The organism is Flavobacterium algoritolerans (assembly GCF_030010385.1).
Taxonomy (GTDB): Bacteria; Bacteroidota; Bacteroidia; order Flavobacteriales; family Flavobacteriaceae; genus Flavobacterium; species Flavobacterium algoritolerans.
Genome location: NZ_JASCRZ010000003.1, coordinates 259502 through 273231, shown reverse-complemented (window position 1 = coordinate 273231; position 13730 = coordinate 259502). Strand labels below are relative to the sequence as shown.

At 33.9% G+C, this 13730-nt stretch carries 13 protein-coding genes; 8 read left to right on the top strand and 5 right to left on the bottom strand.

The annotated features are described in order from the left end of the window. Nucleotides 1-42: 42 nt before the first annotated feature. From QLS65_RS08990 to QLS65_RS08955, 8 genes are all read left to right on the top strand, one after another. Nucleotides 43-2460: a heavy metal translocating P-type ATPase gene (locus QLS65_RS08990; RefSeq protein WP_282717170.1), complete on the top strand. Its 2418-nt coding sequence runs from the start codon at nt 43-45 to the stop codon at nt 2458-2460. A 116-nt stretch (nt 2461-2576) separates the two neighbouring features. Continuing rightward, complete coding sequence (ccoS, locus tag QLS65_RS08985; protein WP_282712128.1) at nt 2577-2768, top strand: cbb3-type cytochrome oxidase assembly protein CcoS; 192 nt, start codon at nt 2577-2579, stop codon at nt 2766-2768. Between the two features lie 61 nt (nt 2769-2829). Continuing rightward, nucleotides 2830-5019: a cytochrome-c oxidase, cbb3-type subunit I gene (ccoN, locus tag QLS65_RS08980; RefSeq protein ID WP_282716917.1), complete on the top strand. Its 2190-nt coding sequence runs from the start codon at nt 2830-2832 to the stop codon at nt 5017-5019. Beyond that, nucleotides 5016-5204, top strand: coding sequence for a cbb3-type cytochrome oxidase subunit 3 (locus tag QLS65_RS08975; protein ID WP_428831874.1), 189 nt, complete (start codon nt 5016-5018; stop codon nt 5202-5204). Before ccoN ends, QLS65_RS08975 begins: the two co-directional genes overlap by 4 nt. Before the next feature lie 18 nt (nt 5205-5222). Beyond that, nucleotides 5223-6122, top strand: coding sequence for a cbb3-type cytochrome c oxidase N-terminal domain-containing protein (locus tag QLS65_RS08970; RefSeq protein WP_282716910.1), 900 nt, complete (start codon nt 5223-5225; stop codon nt 6120-6122). A 76-nt stretch (nt 6123-6198) separates the two neighbouring features. After that, complete coding sequence (gene ccoG, locus QLS65_RS08965) at nt 6199-7617, top strand: cytochrome c oxidase accessory protein CcoG (RefSeq protein WP_282716908.1); 1419 nt, start codon at nt 6199-6201, stop codon at nt 7615-7617. Nucleotides 7618-7659: 42 nt separating this feature from the next. Then, nucleotides 7660-8112 (top strand): FixH family protein, encoded by a 453-nt coding sequence (locus tag QLS65_RS08960; RefSeq protein WP_282716906.1) that lies wholly within the window; start codon nt 7660-7662, stop codon nt 8110-8112. Between the two features lie 73 nt (nt 8113-8185). Further along, complete coding sequence (locus QLS65_RS08955) at nt 8186-8887, top strand: sulfite exporter TauE/SafE family protein (protein WP_099715862.1); 702 nt, start codon at nt 8186-8188, stop codon at nt 8885-8887. Between the two features lie 70 nt (nt 8888-8957). Here QLS65_RS08955 and hemN read toward each other — a convergent pair whose 3' ends face one another. From hemN to QLS65_RS08930, 5 genes are all read right to left on the bottom strand, one after another. Further along, nucleotides 8958-10322, bottom strand: coding sequence for an oxygen-independent coproporphyrinogen III oxidase (gene hemN / locus QLS65_RS08950; protein ID WP_282716903.1), 1365 nt, complete (start codon nt 10320-10322; stop codon nt 8958-8960). Nucleotides 10323-10453: 131 nt separating this feature from the next. Continuing rightward, entirely contained in the window at nt 10454-10753 is a 300-nt protein-coding gene (locus QLS65_RS08945) for a hypothetical protein (protein WP_282716901.1), read from the bottom strand. A 12-nt stretch (nt 10754-10765) separates the two neighbouring features. Next, nucleotides 10766-10930, bottom strand: a complete 165-nt coding sequence (locus QLS65_RS08940; RefSeq protein ID WP_282716899.1) for a hypothetical protein — start codon at nt 10928-10930, stop codon at nt 10766-10768. Between the two features lie 113 nt (nt 10931-11043). Then, on the bottom strand, nt 11044-11391 hold the full coding sequence (locus QLS65_RS08935; protein WP_282712114.1) for a hypothetical protein: 348 nt from the start codon (nt 11389-11391) through the stop codon (nt 11044-11046). A 143-nt stretch (nt 11392-11534) separates the two neighbouring features. Next, the gene (locus tag QLS65_RS08930; protein ID WP_282716897.1) at nt 11535-13547 is read right to left on the bottom strand and encodes a DUF349 domain-containing protein; all 2013 of its coding nucleotides are present in this window, start codon (nt 13545-13547) and stop codon (nt 11535-11537) included. Nucleotides 13548-13730 lie beyond the last annotated feature (183 nt).

The window sequence follows — 13730 nt, the reverse complement described above, 5'->3', positions numbered from 1 at the left end:
ATTCGATTAATGACCTTTGTTCAAGGTAAAATGAGCAAAGTTATGGACACACAAAACTGTTTCCATTGTGGGTTAGATATTGTAGTAGAAGAAAAAATTATTTTTGATACAAAAAATTTTTGTTGCAATGGTTGTAAAACCGTTTACGAAATTTTTAGTCTGAATGATTTGACTTGTTATTATGATTTTGAAAAATCCCCTGGAGCAACCCCGCAAGACATTAATGGTAAATATGATTTTTTAGACAATGAAAGTATTGTATCCAAACTTTTGGAATTTCAAGAAAATTCAACCGCAATTATTTCACTTAACATTCCTCATATTCATTGTAGCTCGTGTATTTGGATTTTGGAAAATCTACAGCGTCTTCAAAAAGGAATAAGCACTTCTCAGGTTAATTTCCCTGAAAAAAGAGTCCGAATCACTTTCAATCCTGAAGTAGTTTCTATCAAAACGATTGTTTATTTGTTGAGTTCCATCGGTTATGAACCCTATATCAGTTTAGAAAACTATGAAACGGGAAGCAATAATGTCGATAGAAGTTTAACGTATAAACTGGGCGTTGCTTTCTTTTGTTTTGGAAATATCATGTTGCTTTCGTTTCCGGAATATTTTGAGGTGAAAGAATATTGGCTGGATCAATACCGTGGTTTTTTCCGTTGGTTGATTTTTGCTTTAGCGCTACCCAGTTTCTTTTACTCGGCAAGTGGTTATTATGTTTCAGCGTATAAAAGTATCAAAACCAATCCCGAAGTTTCGGGAGCGAACATCGATATTCCTATTGCTTTAGGAATTGTTGTAATGTTTGTACGAAGTACGTTTGATATCGTCATGGATTACGGTTCCGGTTTTTTCGACAGCTTAACCGGATTGATTTTCTTTATGCTTTTGGGGAAAATGTTCCAAATCAAAACCTATAGTTTTTTGAGTTTCGAAAGGGATTTTAAATCCTATTTTCCAATAGCAATAACTAAAATTAATTCTGATTTGTCTGAAGAAAGTGTGGCTATTTACGAAGTTGAAAAAGGCGATCGATTACTCATCAGAAACCAAGAACTCATTCCGGTTGATGGGATTTTAATTTCGGAAAAAGCTGAAATCGATTATAGTTTTGTCACGGGAGAAGCAATTCCTATTACGAAACATTCTGGTGATAAAGTATTTGCCGGAGGAAAGCAAATAGGAAAAGTAATCGAAATGGAAGTTTTACATTCTGTTTCTCAAAGTTACTTGACGCAATTATGGAGTAATGATGTGTTCCAAAAAAATGTGGAGCAAAAACACAAAACGATTACCGATAGCATCAGCCGTTATTTTACACCTATTTTATTATTGATTGCTTTTGCAGGCTTCTGCTATTGGATTTTTATTGATGCAAATACCGCTTTCAATGTGTTTACAGCAGTGCTCATTGTTGCTTGTCCCTGTGCTCTGGCATTGACGGCACCATTCACTTTTGGGAATGTATTACGAATTTTAGGAAAACAAAAATTCTATCTCAAAAATGCGTTGGTTATAGAGCAATTGGCGAAGGTAGATACTATTGTTTTTGATAAAACAGGGACGATTACCACCAATAAAAAATCGAATATTTCCTATGAAGGAACCGTTCTTTCCGATGAGAATTTGTTGCTGATAAAAAATGTGCTTCGGGCTTCAAACCATCCTTTGAGCCGAATGTTGTATGATTATTTGCCAATTCCAATTTTGCAAAATAAATCAGAAAATGATACCAAAAAGTTGAAAGTAGATGCTTTTGAAGAAATTACCGGAAAAGGAATCCAAGCTCAGATTTTTGGTCACCAAATTAAAATAGGTTCTGCAGCTTTTGTAGATAAAACAGAAGGTAATAACATTCAGCAAACGTCGGTTCATGTCAAGATAAATGATGTTTATTACGGAAAATTTATTTTTAACAATCAATATAGAGAAGGACTTGAGGAGCTTTTTAAAAGTTTAAAGAATAACTATCAAATCAAGGTTTTATCTGGTGACAATGAAGGTGAACGCGCTACTCTTGAACAACTTTTGCCGAAAGGCACGGAATTGATTTTCAATCAGAAACCGGAACAGAAATTAGAATTCATTAAAAATTTGCAGGACAAAGGTAAAAACGTAATGATGGTTGGCGATGGATTGAATGATGCCGGAGCTTTGGCGCAAAGCAATGTTGGAATCTCCATTTCTGAGAATGTGAATGTTTTTTCACCGGCTTGTGATGCTATTTTGGATGCCGGTGAGTTTCAAAAATTGAACTATTTCTTGAAATTATCCAAGAATTCCATAACGACAATCAAAATGAGTTTTGCGCTTTCTTTATTGTACAATGTGGTAGGATTATCGTTTGCCATTACAGGTAATTTATTGCCTTTGGTTGCAGCTATTATCATGCCGTTGAGCACAATAACCATTGTGAGTTTTGTAACGGTGATGAGTAGTTATTATGCAAATAAAAAATAGAATTGTATACGTTTTGAGTTGCGCTTTCACATAAATTTAACAGATATCGATAAGTATGACAAATGTCATATTTTACTCCAAAACGTCAAAGTAACTTTGTTAACACAAATTAAGGTATGAGTGTCATTTATTTATTAATCTCCATCAGTATAATAGTCGCCATTGGTTTCTTTATTGCTTTTATACGAGCAGTAAAAACAGGTCAATATGACGATGATTATACGCCATCAGTCAGAATGTTATTTGACGATGAGCTAATTCAGTCGAAAGTTAAAAAACCGAAAACCAAAAGTTCAACGACTTTGTAATGTTCAATTTTATGACTTTCAACAAAACAAATAATAAACAACTTTAAAAATAATTATAAATATGGAAATACAGCAGTTTTATTATGACAACAAAATTGTAAAAAAATTCATTTACGCAACCATTGTCTTTGGAGTGGTAGGAATGTTAGTTGGGCTTACATTGGCCTTTATGTTCCTTTTTCCAAATATTACTGATGGTATTTCGTGGTTGAGTTATGGTCGATTAAGACCTTTACACACCAATGCAGTTATTTTTGCTTTCGTAGGAAATGCAATGTTTGCGGGTATTTATTACTCGTTGCAACGATTGTTAAAAGCCAGAATGTACAGTGATTTTTTGAGTAATCTTAATTTCTGGGGTTGGCAATTAATCATTGTTGCTGCAGCCATATCATTGCCATTAGGCTATAGTTCTTCTAAAGAATATGCCGAATTAGAATGGCCAATAGATATTGCAATCGCATTGATTTGGGTTGTTTTTGGTATCAATATGATTGGAACTATTATAAAACGTAGAGAGCGCCATTTATATGTCGCGATTTGGTTTTACTTGGCAACATTCGTTACTGTGGCAGTTTTACATATTTTCAATAGTTTATCATTGCCGGTTTCTGGAATGAAAAGTTATTCTGTTTACGCAGGAGTTCAAGATGCTTTAGTACAATGGTGGTACGGTCATAATGCAGTTGCGTTTTTCTTGACTACACCTTTCTTAGGATTAATGTATTATTTTATTCCAAAGGCGGCGAATCGTCCCGTGTATTCTTATAGACTGTCAATTGTTCACTTTTGGTCATTAATCTTTATTTATATCTGGGCTGGACCTCACCATTTATTATATTCGGCTTTACCTAACTGGGCTCAAAATTTAGGGGTTGCTTTCTCTATTATGTTGATTGCGCCATCTTGGGGTGGAATGATAAACGGACTTTTAACCTTGAGAGGGGTTTGGGATAAAGTGCGTGTGGAACCCGTTTTGAAATTCTTTGTGGTAGCAATTACTGGTTACGGAATGGCAACTTTTGAAGGTCCGATGTTATCCTTGAAAAATGTAAATGCTATCGCGCATTACACGGATTGGATTATTGCTCACGTTCACGTTGGCGCATTGGCTTGGAATGGCTTTATGGCTTTTGGTATGATTTATTGGTTGGTTCCTAGAATGACCAAAAGCAATTTGTACTCAGTTAAGTTGGCTAATTTTCACTTTTGGATTGGTACTTTAGGTATTATATTATATACGATTCCAATGTATGTTGCCGGTTTTTTACAAGCATCTATGTGGAAACAATTCAACCCGGACGGAACTTTAACCTACGGTAACTTCCTTGAGACAGTAACTCAAATCATGCCAATGTATTGGATGAGAGCTATTGGTGGAACCCTTTATTTAATTGGAATGTTTACTTTGGTGTATAACATTATCCAAACGGTTAGAGCAGGTTCTAAAATTGAAGATGAATTGGCTGAAGCTCCTGAATTATTAAAAATTAGTGCAGGAAGAGTAAAAGGAGAGAAATTTCACCCTTGGTTAGAAAGAAAACCGATTCAGTTAACCATTTTGGCAACTGTTGCTATTTTAATTGGTGGTGTTATCCAAATTGTTCCTACGATTATGGTTAAATCCAATATTCCAACCATTGCAAGTGTAAAACCGTATTCTCCATTAGAATTAGAAGGACGTGATTTATACATTCGTGAAGGTTGTGTTGGTTGTCACTCACAGTCTGTTCGTCCTTTCCGTAGTGAAGTGGAACGTTATGGACCGCAATCTAAAGCTGGGGAATTTGTATACGATCATCCATTCCTTTGGGGATCAAAACGTACCGGTCCGGATTTATTGAGAGTTGGAGCAAAATACAATGACAATTGGCATTTTAACCACTTTTGGAATCCGCAAAGTATATCCGCAGGCTCCATTATGCCAGGATACAAATGGCTGTTTGATAATAAACCGATGGATGTTTCTTTGACTCAAAAGAAAATGCAGGTCATGGTTACGCTTGGAGTTCCTTACACTGAAGCTCAGATTGCTAGTGGTTTAGATGATTTAAGAAAACAAGCGATTGCAATTGAAGAAAACTTGAAAAATGACCCTGACTTTGTAAAAAGTTATGACGAAAGCAAGAAAAAAGCCGAAGCCAGAGGAGAGAAATTTGTTCCAATGAACGAAAGGGAAATCATTGCCTTGATTGCTTACATGCAAAGACTTGGAACAGATATTAAAGTAAAAGATATCGCTAAAAAATGAAAGTTATGTTCGAACAAATAAAACACAATATGGAAACGATTGAAGGTGTGGCAATATATCCCATCTTATCATTATTAATTTTTTTCGTCTTTTTCGTGGGCCTCGGTCTATGGGTGTTCTCTTATAAGAAAGAAACGATAAATGAATTGAGTCAAATTCCATTGAGAGACAATCAAATAGTATAATTTTTTAAAATTTAGAAAATGAAAAAATTAATTCCAGTATACGTTAGAGTACCTGTTATTTTCTTTGCTGTCATGATGGCAATGGAATATTTCATAGACTCAGGAGACAGACCTGCTTTTATAAAATTCCCAATGGTTTCTGTATTCTTATTCGTGTTCCTTTTCCTTTTGATAGCGATAGAAATCACGATGAAGGCAGTTGATAATATTACCTATCATTTATTGACCGAGGAACAAAAAAACCAATTAAATGAAGCAAATGATTTGAGTTTCAAGGATAGCGAATGGTACAAAAAGTTGATGGAAAAATTGACTAAAACCGAACCTTTAGCAAATGAAAATCAGTTATTATTAGAACACGATTACGATGGCATCAAAGAATTAGATAACAATTTGCCGCCTTGGTGGGTATATTTATTCTACGCTTGTATTCTTTTTGGCGTTGTTTATATGGTGCGATATGAAGTTTTAGGAGCTGATAATCAAGAAATGGAACTTAAAAAAGAAGTTGCTCAAGCCAAAATAGATATTGCGGAATACATGAAAACTGCTCCGGATTTAATGGATGAAAAAACGGTGACCTTGTTGACTGATCCTGCAGATTTAGCTGCTGGAAAAGAAATTTTTACTGCCAATTGCGCTGCTTGTCACAGAGTTGACGGTGGAGGACAAATTGGACCAAATCTAACGGATGAGAAATGGATTTTAGGTGGCGGAATAAAAAATGTATTTCATACGCTGGTAAATGGAGGACGTGACGGAAAAGGAATGATTTCTTGGAAAGGAACATTGAAACCTAAAGAAATGCAAAAAGTTGCCAGCTACATTTTATCCTTGAAAGGAAGCAATCCACCAGATGCTAAAGCTGCGGAAGGCGAAGTTTGGGTAGAAGAAAATGTTACTGTTGCAGTTAAATAACAATTAGAAACACACGTTTTTATTTAGCTTAAGAATTTTAATAATTATTTTGAACTTGTGTTTTAAATAAAAAGAAATGTCAAAATTACCAGACGAAGCTTTTAGAGATACCATCGGGACGATTGATGAAGAAGGAAACAGAAAATTTATTTTCCCTAAAAAGCCTTCAGGAAAGTTTTATGATTACAGGAAATGGGTTAGTTATTTTTTACTGATTGTACTTGTTGCAAATCCTTTTATGAAGATAAATGGGAACCAGTTCATGATGTTCAATATATTGGAGCGACGATTTAATATTTTCGGATTTCCATTTTGGCCACAGGATATTTATCTGTTTGTTCTTTTTATGATTATTGGCGTCGTTTTCGTCATCCTTTTTACGGTGATTTATGGACGAATATTTTGCGGATGGATTTGTCCGCAGACCATCTTTTTAGAAATGGTCTTCCGCAGAATTGAATACTGGATTGAAGGTGATCGTGGTGCTCAGATTCGTTTGGAAAAACAGGAATGGAATGCAGAGAAAATCAGAAAAAAAGCCTTTAAATGGACAATTTTCTTAATCATTTCTTTTTTTATTGCCAATGTTTTTCTGGCGTATCTTATCAGTAGCGACAAGTTGCTTTTAATGATTGAAGAAGGACCAGAAAATCATCTGAGTACTTTAGTCTCGTTATTGATTTTTACCGGAGTTTTCTATTTTATTTTTGCGTGGTTTAGAGAACAAGTTTGTATTATCGCCTGCCCATACGGAAGATTGCAAGGTGTTTTATTAGACGATAAATCGATAAACGTAGCGTACGATTTTGTTCGTGGCGAAAAAGAAGTGGGTAGGGCAAAATTTAACAAACAAGAGGTTAGAGCTGCTAACGGAAAAGGCGATTGTATCGATTGCAAGCAATGTGTAAATGTTTGTCCAACCGGAATTGATATCCGTAACGGGACTCAAATGGAATGCATCAATTGTACAGCTTGTATTGATGAATGTGACACGATTATGGATAGCGTAGGTTTACCCAAAGGACTGATCCGATATGCATCTGAAGATGAAATTGAGAAAAAAGTAACGTTCAAGTTCACGCCAAGAATGAAAGGGTATTCAGCCGTATTATTCATTTTGACAGGTATTTTGATTGGATTATTGTTTTTACGTTCTGATGTTGAAGCCAGTATTTTGAGGCTTCCGGGTCAGTTATTCGAACACAAAGGCGAAAATATCAGTAACATTTATACTTTTAAAATCATCAATAAAACGAATACTGATTTTAATGATATTCATTTTAAACTTGTTGGAATAAAAGGAACTTTAAAAGTGGTTGGAAAACAAGATTTAAAAGCACCAAAACAGGGTATGAATGGCGGAACGCTGTTTGTTGAAATTAACCAAAATTTATTAGACAGTGATAAAACAAAACTGAAAATTGAGGTTTATAATGGGGATGAAAAAATTGAAACGGCGACAACTAATTTTTTAAGTCCGCGTAGTTTTGATTAATATCCTTTTAAGTTGGGAATAGAATTTATAAAAAAATAGATCATGAAAATTAGCTGGGGAACAGGAATCGTAATCGCTTTTGGGTTGTTTATAACCTTCATTTTGTATTTTGTTTTTACGGTACAATCCGATTCAAAATATGACAACGAGTTAGTTGTAGAGGAATATTATAAACATGATGCACATTTTGGAGATGAAATGACTCGTGTTCAAAATGTTGCAGATTTGGCTCAAAAGCCAACAATAAATAATGCTTCGAATGGAGTTGAAATAATATTTCCAAAAGTATTTGTTCCAAAAAATATCAAAGGTAAAGTGTCCCTTTACAGACCGTCTAACAAAAAATTAGATTTTGAAATTCCAATTTCATTATCTGATGCTACTACTTTGCTCATACCTAAAAAAAGTTTGGCAGGCGGTCGATGGGACATTAATATGGAATGGCAATATGATGGAAAATCGTATTTGTCTAAAGAAACGATATATATCAATTAGTCTTAAAGTCAAAAGTCAGAAAGTCCATCAATTAGCTTTATGACTTTCGGCTTTATGACATTAGACTAAAAAAATGCTTTATACTGCCTTCATTTTCGGTTTAATAAGTAGTTTTCACTGCATTGGTATGTGCGGTCCTATTGCTATGATGTTGCCCGTAGACAGAACGAATCAGACCAAAAAAGCGACTCAAATCATTACCTATCATTTAGGAAGATTAACGGCTTATGCTACAATAGGTTTTGTTTTTGGACTGCTTGGAAAAGGTTTTTTTATGGCTGGTTTGCAACAGAATTTATCCATATTCATTGGTGTTGCCATGATTCTGATAGTTATAATTCCAGACAAACTTTTTGCGAAATATAATTTTTCAAAACCAGTTTTTAAATTAATTTCTAAAATCAAAACGGCGTTAGGAAGTCAGTTTAGAAATAAGAGTTACAAATCCCTGTTCACGATTGGTTTGCTGAATGGCTTTTTACCTTGCGGAATGGTTTATGTCGCCTTGTTTGGTGCTATTGCCATGCAAAGTGAAAGTCTTGGGGTTTTGTATATGATTTTATTCGGATTAGGAACCGTTCCTATGATGAGCAGCGTCGTGTATATCAATTCATTTCTTACGGTACCTATTCGAAACCGAATCCAAAAAGCGATTCCTTATGTAGCGGTATGTATTGGTTGCTTATTTATTTTAAGGGGATTGGGATTGGGAATTCCTTATATTTCCCCGTCAAATATGAGTTTATTTATTCAAGCTGATCCTAATTGTCATTAATATTCTAATAGTTTTGTATAAAAAAGCACGCCATTCAGCGTGCTTTTTTATTTTGTAAGATTGTGAAATATTAGATTGTCATCGAAAATAATTCGGTTTCTGGAGCTTTTCTTTTCAAACGTAAATCAAATGCCATACAAATATTTCGAACATAAGGTTTCCCTTTTTCTGTAACGACAATGCTATTGTTTTTAATGATTACTAAACCATCATTTTCCATTTCTTTCAATTGAATTAATACGTCTGGAATTTCGTTGAAATAACCTTCTTTGTTTTTCCACGAAGTTTCAAATTGGCACATCAAATTCAGAATGTGTTTTCGGATGATGAGGTCTTCATCAGTCAATAAATGCCCTCTGAAAACCGGTAATTTGTTCCATTCTAGTATTTGATAATAATCTTCCAGATTTTTTACATTCTGTGCAAAACTGTACCAACTGTCACTGATGGAAGAAACGCCCAATCCAATCATCAATTGTGTTTTTGAAGAGCTGTAGCCCATGAAATTACGGTGCAATGTTCCATCTTTAAAAGCTTTATACAAACTATCTGTTTCCAAAGCAAAATGATCCATTCCTATTTCATGATATCCGTTTTCATACAATAGTTTTTTTCCTGTTTCGTACAACATTCTTTTTTTATCATCTTTTGGAATGTCTTCATCGTTAAAACCGCGTTGTCCATTTCCCTTAATCCAAGGAACATGCGCGTAACTATAAAATGCCAAACGGGCGGGCTGTAATGATTTTGTTTTCTCAATCGTATCAATAACATCTTCTATTTCCTGAAAAGGCAATCCAAAAATGATATCATGACCTATGGAAGTATACCCAATTTCTCTAGCCCAAAATGTAACTTTTGCCACATTATGAAAAGGCTGCAACCGATGAATTGCTTTTTGGACTTTTTCTGAGTAATCCTGAACACCAAAACTTACTCTTCTAAAACCTAAATCGTAAAGCTTTTGTAAATGTTCGTGTGAAGTATTATTCGGATGACCTTCAAAACTAAATTCATAGTCTTTGGCTTTATTTGCATGAGAAAAAATACCATTTATTAAATCCTCTAAGTTTTTTGTAGAAAAAAATGTGGGAGTTCCTCCGCCCAAATGAATCTCTTTTATGATTGGTTTCTCTCCAAGGATTTTACAATATAATGTCCATTCTTTTAAAACGGCCTCTATATACGGATTTTCAACCCCATGATTTTTGGTAATACGCTTGTTACAACCACAAAAAGTACACAAGCTTTCGCAAAAAGGTAAATGAATATATAAACTGATTCCTTCTGAAGTATTACTTTCTATAAATGATTTTTTTAGCGTTTCAGCCCAAATTTCATCTGAAAAATCAGTTTCATCCCAATAGGGAACCGTTGGATAACTGGTGTATCTGGGACCTGGAACATTGTATTTTTGAATTAAAGAATTTTTCATGGCAGAGTCATTTAACGTTAATCAAAAGTAGAACGACCACTCAAATATTAAAATGATAATTATCATATCGAGAGAACCTTTTGCAAAAAAAAGAGGCTTCAAAAGCCTCTTTTACAGAACAAATCAGTTTCTTAAACGGTTATACAATCCTGAATCATTTTTGCCCATTTTTTGGCTAGTTGATGATCTTCATATAAACAAACTTGACCTATTTGATCATTTTCAATTTTGTAAAATGAAATAGACTCTATTTTTTTAGCTTCTTTGTATTGAAATTCAAATTCAATTTTTAGAATCGTATCACTATTATTTTCCGTAGTTGGAATCAGTTTGCTAGATTGAATTGTATTTAAATCAACAAAAGAAACAACTTCTTCTTTTGCATTAAAATCAATCAAAAGAAATCCTTTGTTTTTTTCGTCTAAAGCCAAAACTTTTTTGTTTTATGTTTCGGTCAATTCAAAATTAAAGCGATTGTTTTGGCTGAATTTGGTTTTTATATTTTTGATTTTTGTTTTGTTAATCGAGTTTGAGCGAATCACATAGAAAAGAGGAATGGCAATTATAAAAGTTAGTGCCAGACCAATTATTGTTACGGATGTATCCATTTTTTTATTTTTTTAGTTATTTGTAAAGCATGATAATCTGAACCGAAAACCTAAAAAGGAATCAATTCAAAAGGGAAGATTAGATCTTCTAATTACGAAATCAGTGCTTCAAATCACCAAAAAAAATGGAAAGGAAAAAGTAGGAGCGAAACCATTTCACATCGATTGATGTCTTGTTTCGCAAAGCGAATAAAGAATGTGCTAATTTTAAAATCCGGAATTGCAATCAGAAAATTTTCCAGATATTTAGCAATCGTATAATCCGGAGTTTTATGATAGGAAGTAAACGGATTGCTTACTTGAGGTTGTATAAAATCTAAAGAATGGATGCTGTCAACAGAAACGGAAGAACTGGATTTTTCCAATTGAGTTGTATGAATAGCAGCTTCACTTGCACTAAGAGCAAATAAAAAAGCTATTAAAAGCCCAATAAAAACAAGTGTTTTTCGAAAAAAATCCATTTTGCAAATTTAAAATTTGTCACCCGATTTATATAACTTTTTCTAATAAATGAAAGTTAAAATTTAGTGTTAGGTAGTTTTCTCCCATAAAAAAACCTCGAACTGTTTAAGATCGAGGTTTCTATTTTAACGTTAACTAAGATTTACTCTTGGTTTAGATTTCTCAGTTGTTTTAGTTTTTCTTTCCAAACATCAAGGCTTTCTTTATGAATAGCGATGTTTTTACGAACTTCTAATACTATAGAGTTTTCTTTTTTTGCATTTCTGGTATTGGTAAAGAATTGAATGTTGTTTTCCAATTGGAAAATTTCATTCTGCACTTCATCAATTTTACGCATTAGGAAAATCTTTTCGTTGTCCAGTTTTCGAGTGTCATTGCTTTCTGATAGATGATCCATTCTATTAGCAAAACGCATCATATCAGTATCTTTTTTGCTCAAACTCAATTTTTCAAAAAGCGCATCCAGGATTTTATTGAATTTCCCTTCAATATGTCTTCTTGGGAAAGGCACTTTTCCAAAGTTTTTCCAGGTTTCGATATGCAATTTGATTGCATCCAAATCTGTTTTGTGATCTCCTGTCAATTGAAATTCTCTCAACGTTTCCAAGTAGGCTTTTTTATTATCAAAAGCTTCAACTTCTTCAGTGTTTTCCTCATTCTTTTGCTCTTTTAACTTGTCAAAATAATGATTGCAGGCATCTTTAAACTCTTTCCAGATTTTATCCGAATATTTTCTTGGTACATGTCCTATCTGTTTCCACTCATCCTGAATTTGTTTCATGATAGGAGTAGTAGCAGCAAAATCAAGACTTTCTTGCAATTCTTTGGCTTTGGCAACAAGAGCCGTTTTCTTGCTTAAATTGTCGTTTTGATCTTTTTTAATGTCTTTGTAAAACGAATTTTTGAAAGAATTGAAATTTCTGACAGCAGTTTTAAAACCAGCCCAAGTTTCCTCATTCACATCCGAAGGAACTTTTCCGGCAGAGAAGAAAGCAGTACGCAACGCTTCCACTTTTTCTATTTGAGCAAGCCATTGTGTGTGTGCATTTACTTTTTCAGTAGCCAAAACTTCAATCTTGGCAATAATTTCTTTTTTCTTTTCTAAATTCTCAAGTTCTGTTCCTCTTTGATTTTCGAACAAAACTTCACGTTTATCATGCATTTGTTTGGTCAAATCGCTAAACTTGTTCCAAATGGCATCACGATGTTCTCTGGAAACAGGACCAATGTCTTCTTTCCAAATTCTATGTAAATCCTGCAGTTCTCTGAATGCTTTGTTGATATCGGCTTCATTCACCAATTCTTCTACACGCGCTACAATTTTTTGTTTTTGCTCTAAATTATGTTTGAAATCTAAATCTCTGGCTTCTCTGTCTAAATGCAGGTAATCATAGAAGTTTTCAACATGAAAATGGAAATTGTTCCAAACGTGGTTGTATTTATCTTTCGGAATTGGTCCGGCAGTTTTCCATCGTTCTCTTAAATCATTAAAATGTTTTAAAGTGTCTTTGATGTTTTCCTGTGGGTTAATCAACTCTTTCAATTCCTCAACAATAGCCAAACGGTTTTCTAAATTTGTTTTTAGATTCGTTTGTAAACTCTTGAAATGGGTATTTTTAGTATCTCTAAAAAGAGAATAATATTTATCAAAATTTGTTTTTAGTGGAGAATGATATTGAAATTCTTCATTTGGATCTTGATTTTCTGCTAAAAACTCCTCTTTTTTCTCTTCAAGAAGGTGGTTGTATTTAGCCAAAAATGCTTTTTTGATTTCTTCAATATGCTCCTTAAACGACATTACTTTTTCATTGGAAACTAAACTTTTCAGCTCGTCTACCAGTTCTTCAAGTGATAAGGTATCATAATCCTGCATTGGAATTTCATGACGTTCCTTCAACGTTTCGTCCTCACTTTCGGCAGCATTTGTCTCGGTAATAGCATCTAGCACAGTCTGGTTTTCAGTCTCTGTAATAGGTTCATTAGCTGTCAACTCCTCATCATTTAGAGTTACAGCATTATCTTCTGCAGGAATAGTAGTAACAGTATCACTAGTTTCCGTTTCCAAAACTTCTGGTTCTATTGGAGTAGATTCAACAGAATTGTGTTCTAAATTTCCATCTGCCTCAAGCAGGTTATCATTCTTTTCTTCTAACATTTTTTCAATGTGTAAGGTTTCTATTTTTTTTATCGAACACGAAAGATAGTAAAGGAGCATGAAATTTCAAAATAATTCCTTCTATTTATAGTCGTTTTAGGTTAGGAATCAGCTCTTTTTGAAGCAATTTCCTGCTGTTCGCTGTATCTTTTTTGTTCGCCGAAAAGACGAACAAAAAAGGAT